The sequence below is a fragment of the Mesorhizobium sp. 1M-11 genome, from assembly GCF_001303895.1.
In the GTDB taxonomy this organism is placed as follows: domain Bacteria; phylum Pseudomonadota; class Alphaproteobacteria; order Rhizobiales; family Rhizobiaceae; genus Mesorhizobium.
Genome location: NZ_LJSD01000019.1, coordinates 21,518 through 48,197, shown reverse-complemented (window position 1 = coordinate 48,197; position 26,680 = coordinate 21,518). Strand labels below are relative to the sequence as shown.

24 protein-coding genes and 1 tRNA gene are annotated in these 26,680 nt (G+C 63.6%); 15 read left to right on the top strand and 10 right to left on the bottom strand.

The genetic code is table 11. The features are described 5' to 3' along the window. Positions 1-78: 78 nt before the first annotated feature. The 3 genes from AO692_RS10905 to AO692_RS10895 form a co-directional block, all read right to left on the bottom strand. A complete protein-coding gene (locus AO692_RS10905) occupies positions 79-1,179 on the bottom strand; it encodes a hypothetical protein (RefSeq protein ID WP_054310095.1) in 1,101 nt (366 codons plus the stop codon). Between the two features lie 157 nt (positions 1,180-1,336). Next, a tRNA-Ala gene (locus AO692_RS10900) sits at positions 1,337-1,412 on the bottom strand. 175 nt (positions 1,413-1,587) lie between these two features. After that, complete coding sequence (locus AO692_RS10895) at positions 1,588-1,986, bottom strand: TIGR02300 family protein (protein WP_054310094.1); 399 nt, start codon at positions 1,984-1,986, stop codon at positions 1,588-1,590. 202 nt (positions 1,987-2,188) lie between these two features. Here AO692_RS10895 and aroA point away from each other — a divergent pair, with 202 nt between their 5' ends. Then, on the top strand, positions 2,189-3,541 hold the full coding sequence (gene aroA, locus AO692_RS10890) for a 3-phosphoshikimate 1-carboxyvinyltransferase (RefSeq protein WP_054310093.1): 1,353 nt from the start codon (positions 2,189-2,191) through the stop codon (positions 3,539-3,541). A gap of 121 nt (positions 3,542-3,662) precedes the next feature. Continuing rightward, positions 3,663-5,285, top strand: a complete 1,623-nt coding sequence (locus AO692_RS10885; RefSeq protein ID WP_054310092.1) for an ABC-F family ATP-binding cassette domain-containing protein — start codon at positions 3,663-3,665, stop codon at positions 5,283-5,285. 34 nt (positions 5,286-5,319) lie between these two features. On the opposite strand, the gene AO692_RS10880 is transcribed toward AO692_RS10885, so the two are convergent. Both AO692_RS10880 and AO692_RS10875 read right to left on the bottom strand, forming a co-directional pair. Further along, a complete protein-coding gene (locus AO692_RS10880) occupies positions 5,320-6,690 on the bottom strand; it encodes an aromatic acid/H+ symport family MFS transporter (RefSeq protein ID WP_244483325.1) in 1,371 nt (456 codons plus the stop codon). Between the two features lie 129 nt (positions 6,691-6,819). Next, entirely contained in the window at positions 6,820-7,350 is a 531-nt protein-coding gene (locus AO692_RS10875) for a dihydrofolate reductase family protein (protein WP_054310091.1), read from the bottom strand. Positions 7,351-7,527: 177 nt separating this feature from the next. Between AO692_RS10875 and cmk the strand changes: the two genes are divergently transcribed. Further along, positions 7,528-8,178 carry a (d)CMP kinase gene (gene cmk, locus AO692_RS10870; protein WP_054310090.1) on the top strand — a complete coding sequence of 217 codons (651 nt, stop codon included), beginning with the start codon at positions 7,528-7,530 and terminating at the stop codon, positions 8,176-8,178. Between the two features lie 191 nt (positions 8,179-8,369). After that, positions 8,370-10,070: a 30S ribosomal protein S1 gene (rpsA, locus tag AO692_RS10865; RefSeq protein WP_054310089.1), complete on the top strand. Its 1,701-nt coding sequence runs from the start codon at positions 8,370-8,372 to the stop codon at positions 10,068-10,070. 147 nt (positions 10,071-10,217) lie between these two features. Here the strand turns inward: rpsA and AO692_RS10860 are convergent, their stop codons facing one another. The 4 genes from AO692_RS10860 to AO692_RS10845 are packed head-to-tail and all read right to left on the bottom strand — an operon-like array spanning position 10,218 to position 14,075. Further along, the gene (locus tag AO692_RS10860) at positions 10,218-10,925 is read right to left on the bottom strand and encodes an SDR family NAD(P)-dependent oxidoreductase (protein ID WP_054310088.1); all 708 of its coding nucleotides are present in this window, start codon (positions 10,923-10,925) and stop codon (positions 10,218-10,220) included. Positions 10,926-10,984: 59 nt separating this feature from the next. Continuing rightward, a complete protein-coding gene (locus tag AO692_RS10855) occupies positions 10,985-12,562 on the bottom strand; it encodes a 5-guanidino-2-oxopentanoate decarboxylase (RefSeq protein WP_054310087.1) in 1,578 nt (525 codons plus the stop codon). Further along, a complete protein-coding gene (locus AO692_RS10850) occupies positions 12,559-13,233 on the bottom strand; it encodes a TetR family transcriptional regulator C-terminal domain-containing protein (protein WP_082407315.1) in 675 nt (224 codons plus the stop codon). The genes AO692_RS10855 and AO692_RS10850 overlap by 4 nt, the downstream gene beginning before the upstream one ends. Further along, entirely contained in the window at positions 13,203-14,075 is an 873-nt protein-coding gene (locus AO692_RS10845) for a dimethylarginine dimethylaminohydrolase family protein (RefSeq protein WP_054310085.1), read from the bottom strand. The genes AO692_RS10850 and AO692_RS10845 overlap by 31 nt, the downstream gene beginning before the upstream one ends. Positions 14,076-14,286: 211 nt before the next feature. Here AO692_RS10845 and AO692_RS10840 point away from each other — a divergent pair, with 211 nt between their 5' ends. From AO692_RS10840 to AO692_RS10815, 6 genes are all read left to right on the top strand, one after another. Next, positions 14,287-15,102: an ABC transporter ATP-binding protein gene (locus tag AO692_RS10840; RefSeq protein ID WP_054310084.1), complete on the top strand. Its 816-nt coding sequence runs from the start codon at positions 14,287-14,289 to the stop codon at positions 15,100-15,102. Positions 15,103-15,169: 67 nt separating this feature from the next. Further along, positions 15,170-15,967, top strand: coding sequence for a transporter substrate-binding domain-containing protein (locus AO692_RS10835; protein WP_054310083.1), 798 nt, complete (start codon positions 15,170-15,172; stop codon positions 15,965-15,967). 241 nt (positions 15,968-16,208) lie between these two features. Next, positions 16,209-16,958: an ABC transporter permease gene (locus tag AO692_RS10830; RefSeq protein ID WP_054310106.1), complete on the top strand. Its 750-nt coding sequence runs from the start codon at positions 16,209-16,211 to the stop codon at positions 16,956-16,958. Beyond that, complete coding sequence (locus AO692_RS10825) at positions 16,958-17,755, top strand: ABC transporter permease (protein WP_054310082.1); 798 nt, start codon at positions 16,958-16,960, stop codon at positions 17,753-17,755. The genes AO692_RS10830 and AO692_RS10825 overlap by 1 nt, the downstream gene beginning before the upstream one ends. Before the next feature lie 164 nt (positions 17,756-17,919). Next, positions 17,920-18,921: an Ldh family oxidoreductase gene (locus tag AO692_RS10820; protein ID WP_054310081.1), complete on the top strand. Its 1,002-nt coding sequence runs from the start codon at positions 17,920-17,922 to the stop codon at positions 18,919-18,921. 143 nt (positions 18,922-19,064) lie between these two features. Continuing rightward, positions 19,065-20,042 carry a complex I NDUFA9 subunit family protein gene (locus tag AO692_RS10815; RefSeq protein ID WP_054310080.1) on the top strand — a complete coding sequence of 326 codons (978 nt, stop codon included), beginning with the start codon at positions 19,065-19,067 and terminating at the stop codon, positions 20,040-20,042. Positions 20,043-20,156: 114 nt separating this feature from the next. Here the strand turns inward: AO692_RS10815 and AO692_RS10810 are convergent, their stop codons facing one another. Then, complete coding sequence (locus AO692_RS10810) at positions 20,157-21,095, bottom strand: undecaprenyl-diphosphate phosphatase (RefSeq protein ID WP_054310079.1); 939 nt, start codon at positions 21,093-21,095, stop codon at positions 20,157-20,159. 254 nt (positions 21,096-21,349) lie between these two features. Between AO692_RS10810 and AO692_RS10805 the strand changes: the two genes are divergently transcribed. The 5 genes from AO692_RS10805 (at position 21,350) to AO692_RS10785 (ending at position 26,635) form a co-directional block, all read left to right on the top strand. After that, positions 21,350-22,042 (top strand): glutathione S-transferase family protein, encoded by a 693-nt coding sequence (locus AO692_RS10805; protein WP_054310078.1) that lies wholly within the window; start codon positions 21,350-21,352, stop codon positions 22,040-22,042. Continuing rightward, positions 22,023-23,189: a tRNA epoxyqueuosine(34) reductase QueG gene (gene queG, locus AO692_RS10800; RefSeq protein ID WP_054310077.1), complete on the top strand. Its 1,167-nt coding sequence runs from the start codon at positions 22,023-22,025 to the stop codon at positions 23,187-23,189. The genes AO692_RS10805 and queG overlap by 20 nt, the downstream gene beginning before the upstream one ends. Beyond that, positions 23,186-24,091, top strand: a complete 906-nt coding sequence (locus tag AO692_RS10795) for an SDR family oxidoreductase (RefSeq protein ID WP_054310076.1) — start codon at positions 23,186-23,188, stop codon at positions 24,089-24,091. The genes queG and AO692_RS10795 overlap by 4 nt, the downstream gene beginning before the upstream one ends. A gap of 122 nt (positions 24,092-24,213) precedes the next feature. Next, positions 24,214-25,263 (top strand): penicillin-insensitive murein endopeptidase, encoded by a 1,050-nt coding sequence (mepA, locus tag AO692_RS10790; RefSeq protein WP_244483326.1) that lies wholly within the window; start codon positions 24,214-24,216, stop codon positions 25,261-25,263. Positions 25,264-25,618: 355 nt separating this feature from the next. Then, the gene (locus tag AO692_RS10785; RefSeq protein WP_054310105.1) at positions 25,619-26,635 is read left to right on the top strand and encodes a glucokinase; all 1,017 of its coding nucleotides are present in this window, start codon (positions 25,619-25,621) and stop codon (positions 26,633-26,635) included. The last annotated feature ends 45 nt before the right edge of the window (positions 26,636-26,680 follow it).

Here is a 26,680-nt window from a genome sequence, read left to right as displayed (position 1 = left end):
CGATTTTGGGCCGATACGCCGGCATCTTGCCGGCCATCCGCGAAACTTTCAAATCTCCTGTGACGGGAGAATGTCCGGCTAGCCGATACGGCCAATGCGCAGGAAGGCCGCGTCATAAGGCGCGTCCAGTACGGCGCCTTCAGCAGTCGTCAGGCGCAACTGGTCCGCAGCCGCGGAAACATCGCGAACCGCCCTGCCCGTTTCCGCCGGAAGCGCACCGATGACATGCCGGAAGGCAACGCGCCGATCCGGGCCGAGTTCGAAGGCTGTCGCTATGCCTTCCCGCTTCAGCCAGTTGTCGCCCAGCGACGCGGCATGACCGACCGCAGTGCGTCCGTCCTCGATGCCGATCACGCCGCGATGGCGACCGTTCCATGGGGCATAGTCGCGCCCGCCATTCGAGATCCACAGCATGGTGACCGGCAGTTCGGCCGGATTCTTCAGGATCATCACGACGTCTTTTTCGGCGGTGCGCGAAACAGCAGCCCAGCCGGGACCACCATGATCGGCTTCGACCAGCGTGATGAAGTCCTCATGGCGCCGGTCCATCCGATAATGGGTAAGGTCGACATCCGTACCGTCCTTGTCCGGAAAATGATGCAGATCCTCCCTGCGAGCCGGATAGGCAAGCAGGGAGCGGCCGCGCGCCGGATCAGGTTCCGGCGGATCGCCGTCCGTCACCGCCGCACGCTTCGGCGAGAAGGCGAGATGTCCGCCCTCGCGCATCACTGTCATGGGATGGTGCGCAACGGAGATCGCGCCGGCACCGCCGATGAAGGCATGCTCCTGGTAGAGGAACGGGTGGCCGTCGCGCAGTGTGAGGATTTTTTCGACGACCGCGCCCATGACAGGACGCTGGAGGCGGAACGTTGCCCTCCAGCCGCCCGCTATCGCGGCGCTTTCCATGAGATCCCACGGGCTGTTGGCGGGCCAGCCATGCAGGGGCGCTTCCTCGACGTCGCTGCGCGAAAATGGCGCACAGAGGAAGTCGCCGGAAAGCCGCGCCACGCCGTCGGGCAAGCCTTGCGGCAGCGTGTCCCGCGGCTCGTCGATCCAGGGCGCCCGGTGCAGCGGCTTGAGAGTACGGCCGCCGGATTCGATGGTCAGGTCCGCGATATGGCCGACGGCCGTGTCGATCGAGACTGAAATGCCCTTCGCCTTGAAAGTAACCGTGTCCATCACGCGCTCCGATTCGTGTAGCGCCAACAAAGCGTGACGTGAGGGTGGCACGCAAGATGCGGCCTATCGCGGCGATTGCTTTTCAGACAGCCAAGGGGCAGATCAGCACGTGGAGGGCAACGAACCTTACGCCGATCGATCAATGCCGGGGAAGATTTGGTGGAGCCAATCGGAATCGAACCGACGACCTCTTGAATGCCATTCAAGCGCTCTCCCAACTGAGCTATGGCCCCACTCCGGCTTCGGCCGGCCGCCGTTTTCGGCGGGAACTTCTGGCGAGGTTGGGACCCCGCCGGTCAGTGCAGGGCGGCTTCTAGCGCCGCCTTGCCGCAATAGCAAGTCTTTCGAAACAGCTTTTTTCGCAAAGCCGGCTCGAAAATCGGCGGGCGCTTTCCACCCGCCGCAATGTCAGACGTCGTCGTCGTCGTCGCCGACGCCGATCATGTCGGAAACGTCGTCGTCTTCTTCTTCCTCGTCTTCGAGGAAGGTGTCGTCGTCATCGTCGCCCAGGTCGACATCATCATCGTCGTCGTCGCCGAGATCCGGCAAGTCGTCGCCGCCACCCTTGGCTTCGTCGTCGGCGTCCTCGAGCGATACGATCTCGGCGCCTTCTTCCTCGTTGTCGGCTTCCTTGTCCTCGACCTCGTCCTCTTCCTCGATCGGAGAAGAGGCCTTGCTGTCTTCGAAATAGGAACGAGGATAGCTCTTGCCCGTATAGGGAGAGACAATCGGATCCTTGTTCAGATCATAGAATTTGCGACCCGTTTCGGGGTCAACGCGTTTTGTGCCAAGTTCTGCTTTTGCCACGGCAAGCCTCGTACAGAAAGATTGGTCCCCTTAATCGCAGTTTGCGGCGCTGTCAAAGCCAAAAGCCAATGCTTTCCGATGTGCCGTTTCGTCGCCTTTTTCAGGATGACGGCATGGAACGGGCGTGTTAGGAACTTCCTTGCAAAAACGACCACCCAAGGCCTCGAGCCAAGCTCGGCCCGACAAATCCAGGACATTCGACATGGCGCATGACGCCACACCACAACCTGCGACCGCGCGGCGCTCGCCGCCGCTTTCCGGCACCGCACGCGTGCCCGGCGACAAATCGATCTCGCACCGCTCCTTCATGTTCGGCGGACTGGCCTCCGGGGAAACCCGCATTACCGGCCTGCTCGAAGGCGAAGACGTGATGCGCACCGGACAAGCCATGAAGGCGATGGGCGCCCATGTCGAGAAACATGGCAACGAGTGGGTGATCCGCGGCACCGGCAACGGCGCGTTGCTGCAGCCGGAAGCGCCACTCGATTTCGGCAACGCCGGCACCGGCTCGCGCCTCACCATGGGGCTCGTCGGCACCTATGACATGGAAACCACTTTCATCGGCGACGCCTCGCTGTCCAGCCGCCCGATGGGCCGTGTGCTGGAGCCGCTGCGCCAGATGGGCGTGCAGGTGCTGCAGGCCGCACCTGGCGATCGCATGCCGATCACCTTGCGCGGACCGAAACATGCCGCTCCCATCACCTACCGCGTACCGATGGCTTCCGCGCAGGTGAAGTCCGCCGTGCTGCTGGCCGGTCTCAACACGCCGGGCATCACCACAGTGATCGAGCCGGTGATGACGCGCGACCATACCGAGAAGATGCTGAAGGGCTTCGGCGCCAACCTTTCCGTCGAGACCGATGAGCGCGGCGTGCGCCACATCTTCATCGAAGGCCAGGGCAAGCTGACCGGCCAGATCATAGCCGTTCCGGGCGACCCGTCGTCCGCAGGCTTCCCGCTGGTGGCCGCGCTCATCGTGCCGGGCTCCGATATCACCATCGAGAACGTGCTGATGAACCCGACCCGCACCGGTCTGCTTTTGACACTGCAGGAAATGGGCGGGCGGATCGACATCCTCAACCCGCGCAATGCCGGCGGCGAGGATGTCGCGGACCTGCGCGTGCGCTATTCGGAACTCAAAGGCGTCACCGTGCCGGCCGAGCGTGCGCCGTCGATGATCGACGAATATCCGGTCCTGGCGGTCGCCGCCGCTTTCGCCGAGGGCGAAACGGTGATGCAGGGCCTGGAAGAGCTGCGGGTGAAGGAAAGCGACCGGCTTGCCGCCGTTGCCAACGGGCTCAAGCTCAACGGCGTCGACTGCACGGAAGGCGAGGCTTCGCTCACGGTGCGCGGCGTTCCGGGTGGCAAGGGTCTGGGCGGCGAAGCGAAGGGAGAGGCGGTGAGGACCCATCTCGACCACCGCATCGCGATGAGCTTCCTGATCTTGGGGCTTGCCACCGAGAAGCCGGTCACGGTAGACGACCGCGCCATGATCGCCACCAGCTTCCCGGAATTCATGGGGCTGATGGCGCGTCTGGGCGCCGAGATCGACTGACAGCCACGCCTCCATCCTGTCATGGACCGGGTGCTACAAGCCCGGCCCATGCTCTCCTGTTCCCTGCCGGGACCCGCAGCAGCAGCCCGGCATTGTTAAAGAACGTTCAGAGCCTGAAACCATGATCCGCCTCGAAAATATCGGCAAGCAGAACGGCAAGCAGATCGTCTTCATCGAGGCCTCGGCCACGATCCAGCGTGGCGAGAAGGTCGGGCTCGTCGGTCCCAACGGCGCCGGGAAGACAACGCTGTTCCGCATGATCACCGGCCAGGAACTGCCGGACGAGGGTCAGGTCGCGATCGATCGCGGCGTGCGGATCGGCTATTTCAGCCAGGACGTCGGAGACATGGCCGGCCGCAGTGCCGTGGCCGAGGTGATGGACGGCGTCGGCCCCGTCAGCGCGCTGGCGGCCGAAATGGCCGAACTGGAAGCAGCCATGGGCGACCCCGACCGGGCCGACGACATGGACGAGATCATCACCCGCTACGGCGAGGTGCAGGGCCGTTTCGACGAGCTGGACGGCTATGCGCTGGACGGCCGCGCCCGCGAAGTGCTCGACGGGCTTGGGTTCAGCCAGGAGATGATGAGCGGCGACGTCGGCAAGCTGTCGGGTGGCTGGAAGATGCGCGTCGCGCTCGCCAAGATCCTGCTGATGCGGCCCGACGCCATGCTGCTCGACGAGCCGAGCAACCACCTCGACCTCGAAAGCCTGATCTGGCTGGAGAACTTCCTCAAGGGGTTCGACGGCGCGATCCTGATGACGTCGCACGACCGCGAATTCATGAACCGCATCGTCGGCAAGATCGTCGAGATCGATGGCGGAGCGTTGACGAGCTATTCCGGCGACTATGAATTCTACCGCCAGCAGCGCGCCGTCGCCGAAGTGCAGCAGCAGGCCCAGTTCGAACGCCAACAGGCGATGCTGGCCAAGGAGATCGCCTTCATCGAGCGGTTCAAGGCACGCGCATCGCATGCCGCGCAGGTGCAGAGCCGCGTCAAGAAGCTGGAGAAGATCGACAAGGTCGAACCGCCCAAGCGCCAGCAGACCGTGCGTTTCGAATTCCAGCCGGCGCCGCGCTCGGGCGAGGACGTGGCCACGCTGAAGAATGTCTCCAAGAGCTACGGCAGCCGCACTATCTATGACGGGTTCGACTTCCAGGTGCGCCGGCGCGAGCGCTGGTGCGTCATGGGCGTCAACGGCGCCGGCAAGTCGACATTGCTGAAACTCGTGGCCGGCGCCTCCGAGCCGGACGATGGAACGGTGTCGCGCGGCCCAAGCGTCAAGATGGGCTACTTCGCCCAGCACGCCATGGAACTGCTCGAGGGCGAGCGCACCGTGCTGGAATCGCTGGAGGATTCCTTCCCGCAGGCCGGCCAGGCGCCGTTGCGCGCGCTCGCCGGCTGCTTCGGCTTCACCGGCGACGAAGTGGAGAAGAAGTGCCGGGTACTTTCGGGCGGCGAGAAGGCACGGCTGGTGATGGCCAAGATGCTGTTCGATCCGCCGAACTTCCTGGTGCTCGACGAACCGACCAACCACCTCGACATCGCCACCAAACAGATGCTGATCGAGGCGCTTTCGCGCTACGAGGGAGCGATGCTGTTCGTCAGCCACGACCGCCATTTCCTGGCCGCGCTTTCCAACCGCGTGCTGGAGCTGACGGAAGAAGGCATGCACGCCTATGGCGGCGGCTATACCGAATATGTCGAACGCACGGGGCAGGAAGCGCCGGGCCTGCGCGGATAAGCTCCCGCTGCCGTTCGGTGCCTTTCGATATCTCCTATTCGGGCCGCGCCGGTATGAGCTGAACGGCAAGCGCGGCCAGCAGGGCTACTCCGGCGAAAACATAGAAATTCCAGGCCGGCTCGATATTCAGGCTTGCGATGTAACCTCCCAACAGAGGGCCCGACAGCGCTCCGATGCGCGAGAAGCTGAGCGCCCAGCCGGTTCCGGCAGAACGCACTGAAGCGTCGAGCCTCTGGGCGAGAAAACCTGTCAGGATCAGCGACGCGGAAATCGTGCCGAAGCCGGCGATCGCGACGAACAGATAGTTGACAAGCAGCGGCGCCTTGATCGCCAGCGCCGCGATGCCGACACCACCCATCAGATATGACAGCACAACTGTCGTTTTCACGTTGAAGCGGTCGGCCCATGAACCGAGGACAATACCGCCGATGGCAGAGCTGAAACTGAAGACGGCCAGGAACATCAGGCTGTCACCGAGAGCATAGCCGTTCTTTCGCATGATCTGCGGGAGCCATTGCGCCAGCCCGTAGACCAGCAAAAGGCCCATGAACAAGGCGACCCAGAAACAGATCGTTTCAAAGGCGCGGTGCAGCGAGAAAATTTCCGCCAGGACCTGTTTCCATCCGGCCTTGCCTTTCGACGTAACCTGTTGAACAGGCATCGGGACGCCCATGCGCGCAGCCACTTCCCTGGCTTGCTGCTGCTTGCCGCGAGAAACAAGCGACTCCACCGACTCCGGCAACAGCTTCCACAACAGCGGCACCGTGATCAGTGGAGCCGCTCCAATGAGGACGATCACGCGCCAGCCATAATCGGCAAGAAATGCTCGTCCACACAACGCGGCCACCAGAATTCCCACCGAGTAGCCCGAGTACATCAGCCCGTAGTTGAAACTCTTGCGGGCCTTGGGAGAGTATTCGATGGTCATGGCTGCGGCGATCGGGATGATCCCGCCGAGACCAAGGCCGGCGATGAAACGGGACACGCCGAACCAAAAGGGCGTGGGCGCGAAAGCGCTGGGCAGCATACAGGCCGCAAACAGTGTCAGGCAGAAAAGGAAGAGCGGCTTTCGGCCGTAGATCTCGCTCAACGTGCCAATAACGATGCCGCCGATCAGCATGCCGACCACCGTATAGCTGCCGATCGCGCCCAATTGTAGCGGCGTCAGGTTCCAATCGGGGTCGGTTGAAAGGGCTGGCAAAATAGCGCCCAAAACGCCGATATCGTAGCCTTCAGCGAAGATGGCAAACCAACATAGCGCTACGACAAGATAGCTTTTGGCCGGGGAAATCTCGTGCCCCGCACCAACTGCGGGTCCATCGATGGCGTCCGTCTCTCGTCTCATAACCAGATCCTTGCGCACCCCACCATCCAAGAGCGTCGCATGAGAGGCGAGATATTTCAATCTTCAATATTTTAATCATGAAATATCTCTGCTCTCGCGCAGGATGGTGCGATCGCTTCGACAGCTGGCATGGCGGTGCATCCGCGCCGATCGAGGCCGGACAATGGAAGGCCCCTTCGGCGGCTGCCGCTATCCCGGCTCGTATTCCAATGCGACGACGCCGTTGCTGAAGGGTACGGCTGAAATGAGCTCGAATTTCTGCTGCTCGCCAGGGACGAAAAACGGCTTTCCCTGGCCGACTGCGATGGGATAGCTGAGCAGCCGGATGCGGTCGACGAGACCATGATACAGCAATTGCTGGGCCACGCTGATGCTGCCGTGGACATAGATGTTGCCACCCGCGCCTTGTTTCAGTTTCCTGACCGCCTCCGGCAAGGGACCTTCCAGCTTTTCCGCGGGTTTCCAATCGAATTTTGTCAACGTCGTCGTTGCGACATATTTCGGCAATGCATTGAACCTGTTGGCGAAATCCCCCGTTTCCGAGGGCCAGGACCCGGCGAAAATCTCGAATGTCACGCGTCCGAGAAGCATGGCGCCGCTGTCTGCGAGTTCCTCTTCCTTGAACCTGTCCATCTCGGCGTTCCAGGCGACACCGGTCAGTTTTTCGACCTCGGCAACGCCATCTGCGCTGATGAACTCGGTGATGATGACTTTCCTCATTCTGCCCTCCATCGATGGGAAGCCGGAAAGAACGCAACAATAACGATAACGGTGCGCAGCTTACCCAAATTCCGCCGGCCTGACATTCTGTCGTTCCCATGCGGAAAGATCCTGGCGTGAAAAGTTTGGCCGGGAGCGCCCTTGCTTTCTGCCGGCGTCTCGGCTTGAAGCAGAGCCATGCCTCGATCTCTCACCATCGCAATCGACGGTCCGGCAGGCGCCGGCAAAGGAACGCTCGCCCGACGGCTGGCGGATTATTACCATCTGCCGCATCTCGACACCGGGCTCACGTATCGCGCGGTGGCGCAGATGCTGCTCGTCAAAGGCTGGCCGCTCGGCGACGAGCCGCATGCGGTGGAGGCCGCCCGTCTGATCGACCTCGGCAATCTCGACCGCTCGGTGCTTTCGGCGCATGCGGTCGGTGAGGCGGCGTCCAAAGTGGCTGTCATTCCCGAAGTGCGCCGCATACTGGTCGAGAAGCAGCGGGCCTTCGCCGCGCAGCCGGGAGGCGCGGTTCTGGATGGGCGCGACATCGGTACCGTCGTGTGCCCGGACGCGCAGGTGAAGCTTTATGTGACCGCCAGCGCGGAAGTGCGCGCACGCCGCCGTCTGTCGGAAATCGAGGCCAATGACGGCACCGGTGATTTCGCCATCATCCTTGCCGACATCAACCGCCGCGACGAGCGCGACATGGGCCGCGCCGACTCGCCGCTCAGGCCCGCTGTCGACGCGCACTTGCTTGATACGTCGCAAATGTCTATAGAAGCCGCGTTTCTGGCGGCCAAGACGATCGTTGACGACGTTCTGGCCAATGGAGACAAAGCCTGATCAAGCATTTTTGCCGCTCGCTGTTGCGTGCTGCGCGAAGATACCCATATCGAGCAAAACCGGCCTGCCAGCATTCTTTGCGCCGAACCGCCGCTTCAATGCGGCACAGGGTCTTGACCCGGAATACCGGCAGGTCATCGCAACGCTAACCCACGGCGCCAGCCTCCAGGAGAGGCTTTTCAGGAGAAAATATGTCTCAAGCTATTCCTACTCGCGACGATTTCGCGAGCATGCTCGAAGAATCGTTCTCGGACGGTCACTCGGGCGAAGGCCAGGTCGTGCGCGGTATCGTCACCGCGATTGAAAAGGACATGGCCATCATCGACGTCGGCCTCAAGGTCGAAGGCCGCGTGGCACTGAAGGAATTCGGCGCCAAGGGCAAGGACGGCGGCCTCAAGGTCGGCGATACCGTCGAAGTTTATGTCGAGCGCATCGAAAACGCGCTGGGCGAAGCCATGCTCTCGCGCGACAAGGCGCGCCGCGAGGAAAGCTGGGTCAAGCTGGAAGAGAAGTTCGCCAAGGGCGAGCGCGTCGAAGGCGTCATCTTCAACCAGGTCAAGGGCGGCTTCACCGTCGATCTGGACGGCGCCGTGGCCTTCCTGCCGCGTTCGCAGGTCGACATCCGTCCGATCCGCGACGTCACCCCGCTCATGCACAACCCGCAGCCGTTCGAGATCCTCAAAATGGATCGCCGTCGCGGCAACATCGTCGTTTCGCGCCGCACCGTGCTTGAAGAGAGCCGTGCCGAGCAGCGCTCCGAGATCGTCCAGAACCTCGAAGAGGGTCAGGTGGTCGAGGGCGTGGTCAAGAACATCACCGACTACGGTGCGTTCGTCGACCTCGGCGGCATCGACGGCCTGCTGCACGTCACCGACATGGCCTGGCGCCGCGTCAACCATCCGACCGAAATCCTCAACATCGGTCAGACGGTCAAGGTGCAGATCATCCGCATCAACCAGGAAACCCACCGTATCTCGCTCGGCATGAAGCAGCTCGAGAGCGATCCGTGGTCGGATATCGGCACCAAGTTCCCGATCGGCAAGAAGATCACCGGCACCGTCACCAACATCACCGACTACGGCGCGTTCGTCGAGCTGGAGCCGGGCATCGAGGGCCTCATCCACGTTTCGGAAATGTCGTGGACGAAGAAGAACGTGCATCCGGGCAAGATCCTGTCGACCACGCAGCAGGTCGACGTTGTCGTGCTGGAAGTCGATCCGGCCAAGCGCCGCATCTCGCTCGGTCTCAAGCAGACGCTGGAGAACCCGTGGCATGCCTTCGCCGCCAACCATCCGGTCGGCTCGACCGTGGAAGGCGAAGTCAAGAACAAGACCGAGTTCGGTCTGTTCATCGGCCTCGACGGCGACGTGGACGGCATGGTGCACCTGTCGGATCTTGACTGGAACCGTCCGGGCGAGCAGGTCATCGAAGAGTACCAGCGCGGCCAGATGGTCCGTGCCCAGGTTCTCGACGTCGACATCGACAAGGAGCGCATCTCGCTCGGCGTCAAGCAGCTTGAGCGCGACGCGGCCGGCGATGCCGCCGCTTCGGGCGAACTGCGCAAGAACGCCGTCGTCACCTGCGAAGTCACCGGTGTGAAGGATGGCGGTCTGGACGTGCGGCTGGTCGAAAGCGGCATCGACACCTTCATCAAGCGCTCCGACCTGTCGCGCGACCGTGACGAGCAGCGTCCGGAACGCTTCACCGTCGGCCAGAAGGTCGACGCTCGCGTCATCGCCTTCGACAAGAAGACCCGCAAGCTGCAGGTCTCGATCAAGGCGCTGGAAATCGCCGAGGAGAAGGAAGCCGTTGCTCAGTACGGCTCGACCGACTCCGGCGCTTCGCTGGGCGACATCCTGGGTGCCGCGCTGAAGAAGCAGGGCGGCAACTAAGCCAGCCCTTGCGCCGCCTGCGCGGCGCACTAAAACCAAAAGACCCGCCGGAGCGATCCGGCGGGTTTTTTGTTGGCAGCGCCGCGCAGGGCGGCCTTGCAAGTCGGCAAATGCCCGGAAACAGTCACCGCGCCAGCGGAATGCCGTTCAGGCGCGTCCGTAGAGCGGCACCAGGGTTCCGCTCATCGCCTCGTTGCGCGGCGAGGCGAGATAGACGATCGTCTCGGCCGCGGCCTCCGGGCTTACCCATTTCGTGAAATCGGCGTCGGGCATGTCGGTTCGATTGGCCGGGGTGTCGAGCGTGGAAGGAGCAATCGCATTGACCAGGATACCCTTGCTCTTCAATTCCTCGGCAAGGGCTACAGTCATCGCTGCCACGGCCGCCTTGCTGGCGGCATAAGCAACCATGCCGGCACCCCGCCGGGGGTCGAGCCCGGCGCGCGCCGAAACGTTGACGATGCGCCCCCGCGTGCCGGAGGCAAGCATGGCACGCACGGCAGCCCGGCTGCACAGGAAGGCAGTACGGGCGTTGGTGTCCATCATCTCGTTATAGGCGGCCGATTCGGTCTTATCGACGGGCGCCATGGCGAAACCGCCGGCCAGATGGATCGAGGCCCACAAGTCCGGCACGCCGGCATAGAAGGCGGTAACGGCTTCGGTGTCTTCCAGATAGACGTTGTTCACCAGATGCACGCGCTCGTGTTTGGTGAAGGGGAAATGGGCAGGCGCCGCGGCATGGCTGTTCGGCACGTGACAGATGGCGCCTTCCTGCAGAAGCTGCGCCACCACGGCACTGCCCAGTGCGCCGGTTCCACCGGTGACGACGACATGTTTTTGGTCCAGCGTAGCCGCCATCCGCGACAACTCCTGCTCAGTCATTTGTAGGATACCTGAAAGTCGCGCCTTTCGCGCTCTCACTCAACCGAAATCTCGATAAGGAAAGGCTTTTTTGTCGCCCGCGCCTTGCCGAGTGCCTGCGCAAGACCGGCAGGGCCCTGCAACTTCTGCGAACCGATGCCATAAGCATCAGCCAGCTTGCAGAAATCCGGCGGTGCAGGCGAGACGCCGACTGGTTCAACGCCGACATCGCGCATCGAGGTTTCGATCTCGCGATAGCCACGATTGTTCCAGACCACGAAGGTTACCGGCGCTTCCGAGTCGAGCGCAGCGGCGATTTCCGGCAAGGTGAACTGGAAGCCGCCGTCGCCGGTAAGGCATACCACCGGTGCGCTCGGGACAGCCAGGGCTGCGCCGATCGCCGCGGGCGGGCCATAGCCCAGCGCACCGAAGCCGGTGGCCGCATTGAACCACCCGGACGGACGGTCGTGATCATAATAGAGATTGGCGGCGTAGATCGGCTGCGTCGAATCCCCGACGATGATGGCGCCAGGCAGGCTCGCGCGGATGGTCTCGACGGCCGCCACCTGCGCCTGCATGGCGGGACCGATCTCGGCAAAGGCAGCCAATCGTGCTGCCGCGGCACGCTCGGCGCCGCTGGCCGGGCCTTTCGACCGATCGATTGCAGCCGCCAGCACTTCGAGCGCCTCCCCGCAATCGGCTTCGATGGCGATCGTGGCCGGGTGACGCTGGAGCTGGCCTGCATCGATATCGATGCGCACCAGTTGGGCCGGTACCGCGAAACCGCCGTCGCCATACATGTCATAGTCGGTCGGGCCGAACTCGGTGCCGGCGGCCAGTATGACATCGCTGTCCGCAATCAGTGCGCGCACCGCCTTGAGGCTGGGACTGGCGGGAACGGTCAGCGCATGACCGTGCATGAGGCCGCGCGCGTTGGCGGTCTGGACAACCGGCGCATCGAGGCGTTCAGCCAACTGCCGCAGCGGCGCCTCGGCGTGGCGGGCGCCGCCGCCGGCGAGAAGCAGGGGCTTCCCGGCACCGGCGAGAAGCGCCGCTGCTTTCTGGATCGTGGCGGGATCGGGCGTCCGGGGCTGCGCTGCGGAGGACACGGCCTTCAATGCCTCCACCGGCAGGCCCATGACATCCAGAGGAATTTCGATATGAACAGGACCGGGTCGGGCCGAGCGGAAAAGATCGAAAGCACGACCGAGAACGGCGGGCAGTCGGGCAGGGTCGGTGATGCGCTCCGAGAACGCCGCCACCTTGGCCATCATACCCTGCTGGTCCGGCAATTCGTGCAGATAACCCAGGCCTAGACCAAGAGTGGGCGTCGCGTTGACGCCTGAGATGACAAGCATCGGCACGGAATCGGCACGGGCCTGGCCCATGGCGGTGATGGTGTTGGTGAGCCCCGGCCCGGTGATGACGAAGGCGACGCCTGGTTTTCCGCAAGCACGTGCATAGCCGTCGGCCATGAAACCGGCGCCCTGTTCGTGGCGCGGCGTGATGTGGCGGATGCGCGAGCCGGCAAGGCCGCGATAAAGCTCGACAGTGTGCACGCCGGGAATACCGAAGACGGTATCCACGCCATGCGCTTCGAGCAGCGAAATCAACGCCTCGCCGACGGTGGTCATTGGCTTCCTCCTTCTTCCGGCGCAAGGCCGAGCTCGGCCTCGACAGCCCTGATGCCGATCGCCGCCAGTTCGCCGGGCGAGAACATCTCGCCGGCCAGACTGCCTTCGATCCAGAGCCCATCGATGATTGCGTTGATCGCGATGGCATGGTGGCGCAGCTGGCTTGCGTCCGCCTTGCGCCGTTCGGCAGCGAGCACTTCGGCGACGACCGCTTCCACCTCGTTGCGAAAGCCGAGATAGCCTTCGCGGTGGGCATGGGCCAAAGCTGGATCCGCACTGGCGCGGCCGATGAAGGTTGCCCACAGTGAAAACACCCGCGCATCGATGATCGGCGCGTTGAGATTGGCGGTGACGAAAGCCGCGAGGCGCTGACGCGGCAAGGCATCCTCCATGACCAGTGCGGCTTTCGCCTGCTCGGTCATGCGGCCAACCAACGTTGCATAGGCCTCCTGCAGCAACTCTTCCTTGCCCGGGAAATAGTGCCGGATCAGCCCGGCGGTGACGCCGGCGCGCAATGCGATGGCGCGCAAGGTGGCACCCTGCAGGCCATGTTCGGCCACACTGTCCAGGGTTGCCTCGATCAGATCCTGTCGCCGCCGCTCCTCGCCCTCGCGGCGGAACTTGCGACGGGACGGCACATTCATTGACGCAAGATCGGCCGCGTCAGGCATGTCGGCCCGCCTTCGCAAGCGATGCAGAGCGCATCCGCTTCGAAAATTTCGACGGCGCAGCCAGCGGCCTCCATCGCAGCCTTTGTCCTGGGGAAGCCGGCAACCGCAATGACATTATGCGGGCTGGTCGGCAGAACGTTCAGGCTGAGACCATTGGAAGCGGCGAACTCTTCGGCATCGCCCTCGACCAGCCGGATGCCTCGCGCCCTGAGCATCTGATAGAACGGCGCCGGCAGCAGGGGCGAATAGACCAGTGCGAGATCGTCGGCCAGCGGGCTGATCACCGACATCAGATGCAGGCAGGCCTCTTCGCCTTGCCACAGCGGCAGGTCGAAGCCGTAGACGGAGATGCCAAGTGGTGTCAGCAGGTTGGAAACCTGCTGGATGCCTTCCTGGTTTGAGCGGACGCCGCGCCCGATCGCCAGCGTACGGGCATCCACCCATACGCAATCGCCGCCCTCGACCTGGCCGGGAGCCTCGACGCGGCCGAGGATCGGAATGCCCAGCCGCTTGTAGGTTTCCTCGTGCAGGGAGGGCTCCCCCGCACGCAGCGGCTTGCCCATGGACAGGATCAACGCGCCACGGTCCGTCATCAGCGACGGATCGTGCGTGAACACCGAATCCGAAAGCCCGTCGGCCTTGTCTTCGATCCATTCGATTTCGGCGCCGGAAGCTGCCACGAGCTCGGCGAGAGCCGCGTGCTGTACCGCTGCTTTCGCCGGGTCGAAACCCGGGCCATAGTGCCAGGCGGCTCTGTCAGCGCCACGCATCGCGTTGGCCGCCGACCGCATCAGCACCCGCCGCAGCGGCGCCGCCATGGACTGTGATCCGAAAGCGCTCATCGATGCCCTTTTAAGCTGAAAAAAATCGAGAAAATTTCATCGGGGGCTATTTATACACTTGCACAACAAGGCCGCAAGTGCCGTAATGAGCGGGATTGACGGGCTCGCGCTGCCGGGTCCATGCTGAAGTCAGGAGCGGGACAGTACAGCGTATGTTGATTAGCCGGATAGTCGTTCGACGAACTGCCGTCGACCGCACAGAGGTCACCCGGTGAGCGCGGCTGGAGCTGCCGCAATCCCATCCGGCGAGGCGCGGAAGAGCGCCGCCGAAGCCATCCATGTCGAAAACCTGCACAAGAAATTTGGTGACCTTCACGTCTTGAAGGGCGTGTCGCTGTCTGCGCGCGACGGCGAGGTCGTGGCCATCATCGGCGGCAGCGGCTCGGGCAAGTCGACGCTGCTTCGTTGCATCAACTGTCTGGAAAACCCGACCAGCGGCATCATTCGCGTCAATGGCGAGGAGATCAAGCTGAAGGCCGACAGCCATGGCCACACGGTTCCCGCCGACCGCCGCCAGATCGAACGCATCCGCTCGCGGCTGGGCATGGTATTCCAGAGCTTCAACCTGTGGAGCCATATGACGCTTCTGCAGAACGTCATCGAAGTGCCCGTGCATGTCCTCGGCGTGAAGCGCGAGGAGGCCATCGCCACCGCCGAAAAGCTGCTCGCGCGTGTCGGGCTCGCCGAAAAGCGCGACGTCTACCCGCACTTCCTGTCCGGCGGCCAGCAGCAACGCGCGGCGATCGCCAGGGCGCTTGCCATCCAGCCGAGGGTCATGCTGTTTGACGAGCCGACTTCTGCACTCGACCCTGAACTGGTGGGCGAAGTGCTGAAGGTGATCGGCGATCTGGCGCGCGAGGGCCGCACCATGGTGCTGGTCACGCATGAAATGAAATTCGCCCGCGAGGTCGCGACACACGTCATCTACCTCCACAACGGGCTGGTCGAGGAAGAAGGACCGCCGGAACGGGTGTTCGGCGCACCGAAATCCGAACGGCTGAAACAGTTTCTGCGCAATGTCGGCTGACTGGTGAGGGGCCGGCGAAAGCAGGAAGAAGACAACGGGACAGTCAAAAACAACGGGAGAACAGGGCATGAAAACATTTCTGAAGACAGCGGTTGCCGCTGCCGCGATCGCGCTGGCGGGAACCTTCTCGGCCAGTGCCGAGCAGGTGAAGGTGGGCTTTTCGCCGGAAGCCTATCCACCTTTCTATTCGCAGGATTCGTCCGGCAAATGGGGTGGCTGGGAAGTCGACATCGCCATGGCGATCTGCGCCGAGGCCAAGCTCGACTGCGTGCTGACACCGATTCCCTGGGATGGCCTCATTCCCGGTCTGAAGACCAAGAAGATCGACGCGATCATGAACTCGATGTCGATCACCGCGGAACGCCAGAAGGAGATCGACTTCTCGGACAAGTACTACAACACCCCGACCTCGATCGTCGGTGCCAAGGACCAGAAGTTCGACGCCTCGCCGGAAGGGCTCAAGGGCAAGGTGCTTGGCGTGCAGGTGTCGACTGTCCATGCCGCCTACGCCAAGAAGCACTTCGCTTCGACCGCGGCCGAGATCAAGGAATACCAGACACAGGATGAGGCCAATCAGGACCTCGCCGCCGGCCGCATCGACGCCACCCAGGCCGACCAGATCGCACTGGACGCGTTCCTGAAATCCGACCAGGGCAAGGGCTGTTGCGACATGAAGGGCACCGTGGCACCCGATCTCGAAGTGCTCGGGCCCGGCGTCGGCGCCGGCGTGCGCAAGGGCGACACCGAACTCAAGGACAAGATCAGCGCCGCCATCAAGGGCATCCGCGCCAATGGCAAATATGGCGAGATCACCAAGAAGTACTTCGACTTCGACGTCTATGGCGACGAGGTGCAGTCGAACTAGCATCCCGATGTAACGGGTCACGCGCGGCGCCCCCGAGAGGCGACGCGCCATCCGGCCGGCGTTCCGCGCCAGGCCGGATCGTGAGCCGGCACGTCGGGGGGCGCGCCGGCTCATTCGAGACAGAGCGCCACGCGTTCCTCGGACGCGCAAGGACGCTCCAACCCTTTGAATCTGCGTAGCCCTCCAGCGGCGGTACGCGGCGCTGTAATTCTTCGAAATCGCCTCAGTCGGAGTGAGGACGCTGACAGACATCTTCCTTTCGGCCTCGGCGGCCGGTCTCGCCGAACTTCTGGCATTCGATCCACCCGGCTGGGGCGGAAACCTGCTGCGTGGCCTGCTTGCTTCCGTCGGAATTGCCTGCGGCTCGTTTGGGCTCGGCTTGCTGATCGGCATCTGCGGCGCCTACGGCAAGCTCTATGGCAGCCCGATGGCGCGCGACCTCTTCGGCCTCTACACCACCATCGTGCGCGCGGTTCCGGAGCTGGTGCTGATCCTGCTGCTCTATTTCGCCGGCACCGACCTGGTGAACAGGCTTCTGACGCTGCTCGGCTATGCACCGGTCGACATCAACGGCCTGATCGCCGGCATCTGCGTGCTCGGCGTCGTCCAGGGCGCCTATTCGACGGAAGTGCTGCGCGGCGCCATCCTTGCCATTCCTCAGGGCCAGATCGAGGCCGCGCGCGCCTACGGCATGTCGCCTATATTGCAGCTGAGGCGCATTACCTTGCCGGCCATGGCGCCTTACGCCATCCCCGGCCTCGCCAATCTCTGGCTGATCGCCACCAAGGATACGGCGCTGCTTGCCGTCGTCGGCTTCAACGAGCTGACCCAGACCACGCGGCTCGCCGCCGGCGCCACCAAGGCGTATTTCACCTTCTTCTTCGCCGCCGGCGTGCTTTATCTGGCGCTGACGCTGGTATCGAACATCATCATTTCCCGTTTCGAGCGTTACTCGCGGCGCGGCATGCCATCGGTGATGGAGACGCGCTGATGGCCATGACGAGGACCATTGCCCGTACATCGGAATGGCTGCAACCGCACCGCATCGTGCTGATCATCGTCGCGGCGGCGATCGTCCTGGCTTGTGCGTTCCTCATGCGATGGGACTGGCTGCCGGCTTATCTGCCGCTCGCCCTGCAAGGCATATGGCGCACCATCTGGCTGCTCGTCGTAACCGCCGCGCTCGGCATCACGCTGGCGATCCCGATCGGCTTCGCGCAAGCCGCAGGTCCCGCTTTCCTGGCGGTGCCGGCGCGCGTGTTCTGCACGGTCATCCGCGGCACGCCGCTGCTGCTGCAGCTGTGGCTACTTTATTACGGGCTGGGCTCGCTGTTCCCGCAATTCCCCTGGATCCGGGAATCGTTCCTTTGGCCCTATCTCAGGCAGGCCTGGCCTTACGGTGTGCTGGCGCTCACGCTTTCCTACGCCGGTTATGAAGGCGAGGTGATGCGCGGCGCCTTCGCCGGCGTGCCAAAGGGGCAGCTTGAAGCGGCCCGCGCCTTCGGCATGCGGCGCTGGACCGCTTTCCGCCGCATCTGGCTGCCGCAGGCGCTGAGGCGGGCTCTGCCGACGCTGGCCGGCGAGACGGTCCTGCAGCTCAAGGCGACGCCGCTGGTGGCGACCATCACCATGGTCGACATCTATTCCGTCGCCTCGCGGGTACGCCAGGAGACCTTCGTCACCTATGAACCCTTGCTGCTGCTCGCGCTGGTCTATATGGCCATTACCGGGGTTATCGTATTTGCGTTCCGCAAGATCGAAGCGCGCATCCCGGCAAGGCTAGGCTAGCCGAATTCCGGCCCGGATCGCGACGTAGATATGAGCTACGGACGCAGCTTGAGCATGATCCCGAAAAGTTGCAGACTTTTCGGATAGAGATCATGTGTAAAAACAAAGAGATAGAGTGTTTCCGCGTTTCCGTGGAAACGGAAACGCTCTAGGGGTGAAAGGAAATGCAGCTCAGTCTCGAACAGGCCGCAGCGCTTTGCCGGATGGCGGCACTGGGCGCCGGCGCCAGCGACGAAACCGCGCGCTCCATTGCAGCCGCAGCGATTGCCGCCGAAGCCGAGGGCAACACGGCCGTCGGCCTGTCCCACTACATCGACTATCTGGAAGCGCTGGAGGCCGGCCGCATCCGTGGCAAGGCGGAACCGGTGATCACCCGACCGGCGCTCGCCGTCTATCTCTCAGACGCGCAAGGCGGAGCCGCCCATACCGGCTTCGACCGCGTCTTTGAAGATATCGCCAAGACGGCGCGGCTCTTCGGCGTGACGATCTTCTCGCAGAAAAATGCCTACACCGCCGGCGCGCTCGGCTATTTCACCGGCCGCCTCGCAGAGCAGGGTCTCGTTTCCTTCGCCGCCACCAATGGCCCGGCCCTGCTTGCCGGTTCCGGTTCGACAAAACCGGTCTACTGCACCAATCCGATGTCCTTCGCCTGCCCGCAGGCCGACGGCGGGCCGCTGATCGTCGACCAATCGTCCAGCGCAACCGCTTTCCTCAACATCCGCACGGCGGCCGCCGACGGCAAGGCTATCCCCGAAGGCTGGGCGCTCGATGCCAGCGGCAATCCGACGACCGACGCGACAGCGGCCATGAAGGGCGCGCTGCTGGCCTTTGGCGGCTCGCGCGGCGCCAACATCGCCTTGATGGTCGAGGTGCTGGCGGCAGGGCTTTCCGGCGCGAACTGGTCGCTCGACGCACCCTGGTTCGATGGCGGATCCGACAGCCCCGGTACCGGCCTGTTCGTGCTGGCGATCGAGCCCAAGCTGCTCGATCCCGATTTCGAGAAGCGCATGAAGGATCAACTCCACCGGCTGAACCACCATTACGGCGTTCATATACCGGGGCTTTCGAAGGCGGCGGCAACTGAAAAAGCCAGCGCGCGCGGCATCACCGTTTCCAAGGAAATCGTCGAGCGCATCGCCGATTTCGCCGAACGGCACAAGCGCTGAAGCCCAGGGTCTGGGCCCGGTTATCGCCGGCAGATGGCGAATGCCGCCGAGCTCGCGTAGACCAAGTCGCGGCGACCTCCTGTCGCCCTTTGCCTTTGGCGAGAAACCGACTATGAAACGGCTTTAGAGCGCCGGAGCCAGCCATGACCGAAATCCTGCAGACCCCCAAGCTTGTCGTCGTTTTCGGCGGTTCCGGCTTTGTCGGGCGGCATGTCGTGCGTGCGCTGGCCAAGCGCGGCTATCGCATCCGGGTCGCCTGCCGCCGTCCCGACCTTGCCGGCCATCTGCAGCCGCTCGGCAATGTCGGCCAGATCCAGCCTGTCCAGGCCAATGTGCGCGTGCGCTGGTCGGTCGACCATGCCGTTCAGGGCGCCGACCATGTCGTCAACCTTGTCGGCATTCTCTATGAAAGCGGCCGCCAGCGTTTCGGCGCCGTGCAGGATTTCGGCGCCCGCGCCATCGCCGAGGCTGCCCGTTCGGCTGGTGCCGGTCTGACCCATGTCTCGGCACTCGGCGCCAGCGTCGATTCCGAATCCGCCTATGCCCGCACCAAGGCGCTCGGCGAAAAGGCGGTTCTCGAGACCGTGCCGAATGCCGTCATCTATCGGCCTTCGATCAATTTCGGTCCGGAGGATGGGTTCTTCAACCGTTTCGCCGCCATGGCGCGCTTTTCGCCGGCCCTGCCGCTGCTCGGCGGTGGCGAGACACGCCTGCAGCCGGTCTATGTCGGCGATGTCGCGGAGGCGATCGCGCGTTCGGTCGATGGTGCTGTCGAGGGCGGCAAGATCTACGAGCTTGGCGGACCGAAGGTGCTGACCTTCAAGGAATGCATGCAGGAAATGCTGGCGGTGATCGAACGCAAGCGCATGCTGGTTCCGGTGCCGTGGTGGATGGCCAGGCTCCAGGCCTCGATCCTGGGCCTGCTGCCGAAGCCGCTGCTCACCAACGACCAGGTCACGCAGTTGCAGTCCGACAACGTTGTTTCCGAAGAGGCGGTCAAGGAAGGCCGCACCTTTGCCGCGACCGGCATCACGCCTCGGACACTTGGGGCCATCCTGCCGAGCTACCTCTGGCGCTTCCGGGCCACCGGCCAATTCAATCAGCGCAGGCCGGCTGCCTGATCTTTTCTCATCGATTTGCCAATTGGAGGCCGGAGAAATCCGGCCTCTTTTTCTTTGTCTGGCGCAATTCCGAAGGAAAAACCGCTACACTTTTTTCTGGAACTGCTCTTGCCGTCAGCCCCAGATGAACAGCGCAACGAGCCCAAGGGCGCCGACGATCAGCCGCCACCAGCCGAACAGCGAATAGCCGTGCCGCGAAATGTAGCCGAGCAGGCTGCGCACCACGATGACGGCGGTGAAGAAGGCGGCGAGGAAGCCGACCGCGATGATCGGGAAATCGCCGCCTGAAAGCAGGTGGCGGTTCTTGATCAGGTCGAGCGTAAAGGCGCCGAGCATGGTCGGAATGGCGAGAAAGAAGGAAAATTCGGCAGCTGCCCGCTTGTCGACACCCATCAAAAGCGACCCGACGATGGTGGCACCCGAGCGTGAGGTGCCGGGAATCATCGCCAGGCACTGGAACAGGCCGATCTTCAGGCACATCGACAGCGGTAGCTCCGAGGCGTCGTGATATTTCGGTTTCAGGTCCAGCCGGTCGAGCCACAAAAGCACGATGCCGCCCAGGATCAGCATGATGCAGATCAGCTTCGGCGTTTCGAACAGCACCGTCTTGATGAAGTCATGCGCCAGCATGCCGATGACGGCAGCGGGCATGAAGGCCAGGAACACGCCGACCAGCAGGCGCACGCTGTGGTCGTTCGAGATTTCCGGGGGAACGAACATGTTGACGCGCCGGCGCCTGACCGTCGCCGCAACCAGTTCGAAGGCGCAGCCGGCGAGCCAGATCAGCGAAGCGATGGCGCCGATCGCAGCCTCGATCAGCAGGCCGAAGGCGCCCGGGCGGCGCAGGAAGGCCCAGATCTTGCCGGCATAGAGGCTGAGGATGGCGAGAATGGCACCGAGTTGGATCAGCACCTCGAAAACCTTGCCGGTGGATTCGAAACCGAGAAAATGACCGGCCAGCAGGATATGGCCAGTGGAGGAGACGGGGAGGAATTCGGTCAGCCCCTCAAGCAGGCCGAGCAACAGCGCTTCCACCAATGTCTGGAAATTCATAAGTACCTCACGGGCAGTGCGATCGGCAAAGCGGGACCCGATCTTTTGCGTCCGCTCGCGTTCGAATCTGTCGAACCGGCGCTTAGACACACTGTCAAAGTTGCAAAACTGTGACGAATGCAGCGTCGGGGCTTGCTTGTCAGCGTGCTCAACTGCTCCTATAGCTCGCAGCACCCTGACCAACCCGTGGAATCGGGCAAGAAAGACTTATCGGCGCGGCCAGCGATTCGCCAGCGCATATATCATCCGGGACGATGCTGACGCTTTTCCACCACCCCATGTTCGCCAGTTGCCGCTTCGTACGCCTCGCTTTCGGCGAATATGGCGAGGAGCTTGCGCTGATCGAGGAGAAGCCCTGGACCAGGCGCAAGGAGTTCCTGGCGCTCAACCCGGCCGGGACGCTGCCGATCCTGCTTGCGGAAGGCGACGTGCCGATCATCGGCGCCGGCGTGATTGCCGAATATCTGGACGAGACACGTGGCGTGTTGAAGCGCGACAAGCGCCTGTTCGTGGAAGGGCCGATGGAGCGTGCGGAAATCCGCCGCCTCACGGACTGGTATCTCATCAAGGCGGAGAGCGAAGTGACGCGCCATCTGGTGCGCGAGCGGGTGCTGAAGCCGCAGATGCCGTCGGATGCCGGCGGCGGCTCCCCGGACTCGACTGCCATCCGCGCGGCGCGTGCGAACATCCGCCAGCATATGAAATACACCAACTGGCTGGCCGGCACGCGTCATTGGCTGGCCGGCAGCCGCATCACCTACGCGGATCTGGCTGCCGCAGCCACCCTCTCCGTCCTCGATTATCTGGGCGAGATCGAATGGCGCGAACATGGCGCGGCGCGCGAATGGTACACGCGCGTGAAGTCGCGGCCTTCTTTCCGCCCCTTGCTGGCCGACCGCGTACGTGGCCTGTCGCCGGTGTCGCATTATGCGGACCTCGATTTCTGACCCGACCAAGCTGCGTGGGCTGATCGACCGTGAAGCGCGGCGCGCTGGTTTCGACGCGGTCGCCATCACCACGCCGGACGCCATTCCGCAGGCGCCGGTGCGTCTGGCGGAATTCCTGTCGGCCGGCTTTCACGGCTCGATGGGATGGATGGCGGAGACGCTGGAGCGCCGCGCGGATCCTTCCGTCTTGTGGCCGGATGTCCGTTCCATCGTCGTGCTGGCGATGAACTACGGCCCCGATCACGATCCGCGGGCACTTCAGCAGCAGCCTGATCGGGGCGCGATCTCCGTTTATGCCCGGAACCGTGACTATCACGACGTCATCAAGGGTCGGCTGAAGGAAATCGCCGGCAAGATCGCGGCTGCGGCCGGCGGCGACGTGAAGGTGTTCGTCGACACCGCGCCGGTGATGGAAAAGCCCCTGGCCGAGGCGGCGGGGCTCGGCTGGCAAGGCAAGCACACCAACCTTGTCAGTCGCGAGCACGGCTCGTGGCTGTTTCTCGGCACCATCTTCGCGACCGCGGAACTCGAGCCCGATGCAGCCGAAGAGGATCATTGCGGCTCCTGCCGCGCCTGCCTCGACGCCTGCCCGACCGATGCGTTCCCCGCCCCTTACCGGCTCGATGCCCGCCGTTGCATCTCCTACCTCACCATCGAGAATAAAGGGCCGATCCCACGCGAATTCCGCGCCGCCATCGGCAACCGCATCTATGGCTGTGACGATTGCCTGGCGGCCTGCCCCTGGAACAAGTTTGCGCAGGCTGCCTCCGAAGCGAAGCTCGTTGCGAGAGCCGATCTGCGCGAGCCGGCGCTGGCCGATCTGCTCAAGCTCGACGACGCAGGGTTCCGCACTCTCTTCTCCGGCTCGCCGGTCAAGCGAATCGGCCGCGACCGTTTCATCCGCAACGTGCTGATCGCTGCCGGCAATTCCTGCGATCAGAGCCTTGTCACGCCGGTGCGAGAGCTGCTCGACGATGCTTCGCCGCTGGTTCGGGGTGCGGCGGTGTGGGCACTGTCGCGGCTGATTGCAGGCGATACAGTGCGCGAGCTGGCGGCAACGGCGTTGCCGCACGAAGATGACACGGCCGTTCGGGACGAGTGGCGCCGGGCCATCGACGAGGCGGAAAACAACGGAAGGGCAGCATGAGCGGCAACAGGATTTTCATTTTCGGAGCCGGCTACTCCGCCCAGGCTTTCGCCGGCCAGAACCATGATTTCGGTCGCTTTACCGGCACGACGCGCTCGCAGGGAAAATTCGAAGCCCTCAGGCAGGCCGACATCGAGCCCTTGATCTTCGACGGAACGCTCACACCGCAAATCGAAGCCGCACTCAACGAAACCACCCATCTGTTGATCTCGATCGCGCCAGAGACGGCTGGCGACCCGGTGCTGCGAGCGGCTCACGACACGATCGTGACCCGGATGCCGGCGCTACGCTGGATCGGCTATCTGTCGACGGTCGGCGTCTATGGCGATCATGGCGGCGCCTGGGTCGATGAAAAAGCCGAATGCCGCCCGGTGTCGGAACGCTCCACCTTGAGACTCAAGGCGGAACAGGCCTGGCAGGCTCTCGGCCACGAGATCGGGCGGCCTGTCGCCGTGCTGCGCCTTTCCGGCATTTACGGCCCAGGCCGCAACGCCTTCGTCAATCTCGCCGACGGCACCGCCAAACGGCTGATCAAGCCGGATCAGGTGTTCAACCGCATTCATCGCGATGACATTTCCGGCGCTCTTCTACATCTCGCAGAGGGCGATCTCGGCGGCATTTTCAACATCACCGACGACCTGCCCGCACCGCCGCAGGACGTCGTGACCTATGCCGCCACGTTGATGAATGTACCGCCTCCGCCGGAGACCGATTTCGCCACCGCCCAACTTTCGCCCATGGCGCGGTCCTTTTATGGCGAGAACAAGCGCGTCTCCAACGCGGAGATCAAGGCTACGGGTTATGCGTTCCGCTTTCCCGACTACCACGCCGCCTTCGACCAGATGTGGGCGAGTGGAGACTGGGACAAGGGAGCGGCGCGCAGCCCGATGAAGCGCTCGTGATCGCAGGAGACGGCCGAGGCATGGTATGATTCGGCCTGCGTCGGATTGAAGGGACTGCGAAAGCAGGGAGAGGGTAAGTGACGAAACGGCTGCGAACCATTGCCCGCAAGGCGACCTTTGTTCTGGCGGGATTGGCCACGCTTCTTGGCGCCCTCGAATTCGAGGCGCGTCCGGCTATGGCCGAGGAACTGGCCAAGAACCTGTTCGGCGCCGAAAAACTGCCGGCTGCGACCGAGCCGCAATCCTTCGGCTTTTATTCGAAAGGCTGTTTCACGGGTGGCGTTGCCATTCCGCTGGAGGGCGACACCTGGACGGTGATGCGCCCTTCGCGCAATCGTCGCTGGGGCCATCCGACGATGATCGCGCTGCTCGAGAAATTCTCGCGCGACGCCGAGGCTGATGGCTGGCCGGGCCTTTTGCTCGGCGACATCTCGCAACCGCGCGGCGGCCCGATGCTGACCGGCCACGCCTCGCACCAGATCGGCCTCGATGCCGACATCTGGCTGACGCCAAAACCGAGCCGCGACCTGACCATGGCTGAGCGCGAGAACAAGAGCGCCAGGCTGATGGTCGACCCGAAGACGCATCTCGTCTACGACCAGCGGTGGACCCCCCAGCATACCCAGCTCCTGCGCCGCGCGGCGAGCTACCCGGAAGTCGAGCGCATCCTGGTCAATCCCGGCATCAAGAAGAAGCTCTGCGATACCGTGACCGGCGACCGCAGCTGGCTGCGCAAGATCAGGCCGTTCTGGGGCCACGACTATCATTTCCATGTCCGCATCGGCTGCCAGCCGGGATCGCACGGCTGCAAGGAACAGGCGGCAACGGCGCCGGGCGACGGCTGCGACAAGTCGCTGGCCTGGTGGTTCACCGAGGAGCCATGGCGCCCGAACAAGAATCCGGACGCCCCCAAGGCGCGCGACATCATGACCATGGCGAGCCTGCCGAAGGAATGCCGGCTGGTGCTGCAGGCGCCGGGACCGGTGTCGGCGGAGGCAGCGACCTATTATGGCAACGGCCGGCCGCCGGTCGCGGTGGCCGCATCGCCGGAAGCGGCTCCAACCCCCCCGGCGACAATCGGCGAAGCGCCGCTCACGCCGGTGACAGCCAATGCCTTCGCGCCGACGCCGAAGATAGGCATTCCGCTGCCGCGTCCGCGCCCCGGCAACTGACGCCGGTAGCAAGCGGACACGAAAAGCACCCGCGAGAGGGTGCTTTTCAGATCAGTTGCAAGCCCTTCGATTCCTGCCTGAAAAGTGCCCTTTCCCGGGCGCTTTTCAGATCGATTGCGAAAACCTTCGGTTCTAGGCTGTGGCCTGAAAAGTGCCCTTTCAGGGGCGCTTTTGTTTGTTTATAGCATTCAATCGATTGAGAAGGTTGCAGGCGACCGAATCGGCGTGAAGACTGCACGATGCGCAGCCTTAAAACGGTCAGAGCGTCCTTGCGCGTCCGAATGAATGCGCAATGCCCTGGCCGCACTGTTGAGAACACGAGGCGAGCCATCGCCACATCGGACCGGGGATGGGAATGACTGACGGAAGCGGCGTGCTGAGATTCCCGATCCTGATCGGCGACATCGGCGGCACCAATGCGCGCTTCTCCGTCGTGCTCGACGCGAATGCCGAAGCCGGCGAGCCCCATATCGTCCAGACCGCCGACTTCGAGACGATCGATGCCGCCATCCAGGCTGCCGTTCTCGACCGCTCCGCGGTGCGGCCGAATTCAGCGGTGCTGGCCATTGCCGGCCCGGTCAACGGCGATGAAATTCCGCTCACCAACTGTCCCTGGGTGATCCGGCCCAAGGTGATGCTGCGGGACCTCGGCTTCAGCGAGGTCGTCGTTCTGAACGATTTCGAGGCGCAGGCCCTTGCCGTGGTGGCGCTCGGCGAAGAGCATATGGAAAAGATCGGCGGCGGCGAGCCCGAGCCGAATGCCAGCCGCGTCGTACTGGGCCCGGGCACCGGTCTTGGCGTCGCCGGGCTGATCCACGCGCTTGGGCACTGGATCCCGGTACCGGGCGAAGGCGGGCATATGGACATCGGCCCGCGCACGCCACGCGACTTCCAGGTATTTCCGCACATCGAAAAGATCGAGGGCCGTATTTCCGGAGAGCAGATCCTGTGCGGGCGCGGACTGGTCAATGTCTACCGCGCCGTCGCCGAAGCCGACGGCAAGACCGCTCCCTTCGTCAAGCCGGCTGAAATCACGGCGGCGGCGCTGGCGAAATCCGATCCGGTGGCGGAAGAAGCGCTCTCGCTCTTCGTCACCTGCCTTGGCCGCACCGCCGGCGATCTCGCGCTGGTTTTCAAGAGCCGCGGCGGCGTCTTCCTCACCGGCGGCATTGCGCAGAAGATCGTACCGGCGCTGCAGGCAGGCAATTTCCGCGCCGCCTTCGAAGACAAGGCGCCGCACAGCGAGATGATGCGGTCCATGCCCGTCTATGTCATTACGCATCCGCTGGCAGCGCTGGCCGGACTTGCCGCCTATGCGCGGGCACCATCCCTGTTCGGCGTCGAGACCGATGGCCGGCGCTGGAGCGCTTGAGCGCGCTGGAGCGCTTCCGTCTTAACGGAAACGCTCCAGCTCTTT

Bases quoted from the DNA above. Each gene is read 5' to 3' on its own strand.
- AO692_RS10905 (WP_054310095.1), bottom strand. From the start codon at position 1,179: ATGGACACGGTTACTTTCAAGGCGAAGGGCATTTCAGTCTCGATCGAC.
- AO692_RS10860 (WP_054310088.1), bottom strand. From the start codon at position 10,925: ATGGCGGCTACGCTGGACCAAAAACATGTCGTCGTCACCGGTGGAACC.
- AO692_RS10875 (WP_054310091.1), bottom strand. From the start codon at position 7,350: ATGAGGAAAGTCATCATCACCGAGTTCATCAGCGCAGATGGCGTTGCC.
- queG (WP_054310077.1), top strand. From the start codon at position 22,023: ATGCGGACCTCGATTTCTGACCCGACCAAGCTGCGTGGGCTGATCGAC.
- AO692_RS10845 (WP_054310085.1), bottom strand. From the start codon at position 14,075: ATGAGCGCTTTCGGATCACAGTCCATGGCGGCGCCGCTGCGGCGGGTG.
- AO692_RS10835 (WP_054310083.1), top strand. From the start codon at position 15,170: ATGAAAACATTTCTGAAGACAGCGGTTGCCGCTGCCGCGATCGCGCTG.
- AO692_RS10810 (WP_054310079.1), bottom strand. From the start codon at position 21,095: ATGAATTTCCAGACATTGGTGGAAGCGCTGTTGCTCGGCCTGCTTGAG.
- AO692_RS10820 (WP_054310081.1), top strand. From the start codon at position 17,920: ATGCAGCTCAGTCTCGAACAGGCCGCAGCGCTTTGCCGGATGGCGGCA.
- aroA (WP_054310093.1), top strand. From the start codon at position 2,189: ATGGCGCATGACGCCACACCACAACCTGCGACCGCGCGGCGCTCGCCG.
- AO692_RS10785 (WP_054310105.1), top strand. From the start codon at position 25,619: ATGACTGACGGAAGCGGCGTGCTGAGATTCCCGATCCTGATCGGCGAC.
- AO692_RS10795 (WP_054310076.1), top strand. From the start codon at position 23,186: ATGAGCGGCAACAGGATTTTCATTTTCGGAGCCGGCTACTCCGCCCAG.
- AO692_RS10850 (WP_082407315.1), bottom strand. From the start codon at position 13,233: ATGCCTGACGCGGCCGATCTTGCGTCAATGAATGTGCCGTCCCGTCGC.
- AO692_RS10855 (WP_054310087.1), bottom strand. From the start codon at position 12,562: ATGACCACCGTCGGCGAGGCGTTGATTTCGCTGCTCGAAGCGCATGGC.
- AO692_RS10805 (WP_054310078.1), top strand. From the start codon at position 21,350: ATGCTGACGCTTTTCCACCACCCCATGTTCGCCAGTTGCCGCTTCGTA.
- AO692_RS10885 (WP_054310092.1), top strand. From the start codon at position 3,663: ATGATCCGCCTCGAAAATATCGGCAAGCAGAACGGCAAGCAGATCGTC.
- AO692_RS10825 (WP_054310082.1), top strand. From the start codon at position 16,958: ATGGCCATGACGAGGACCATTGCCCGTACATCGGAATGGCTGCAACCG.
- rpsA (WP_054310089.1), top strand. From the start codon at position 8,370: ATGTCTCAAGCTATTCCTACTCGCGACGATTTCGCGAGCATGCTCGAA.
- AO692_RS10815 (WP_054310080.1), top strand. From the start codon at position 19,065: ATGACCGAAATCCTGCAGACCCCCAAGCTTGTCGTCGTTTTCGGCGGT.
- cmk (WP_054310090.1), top strand. From the start codon at position 7,528: ATGCCTCGATCTCTCACCATCGCAATCGACGGTCCGGCAGGCGCCGGC.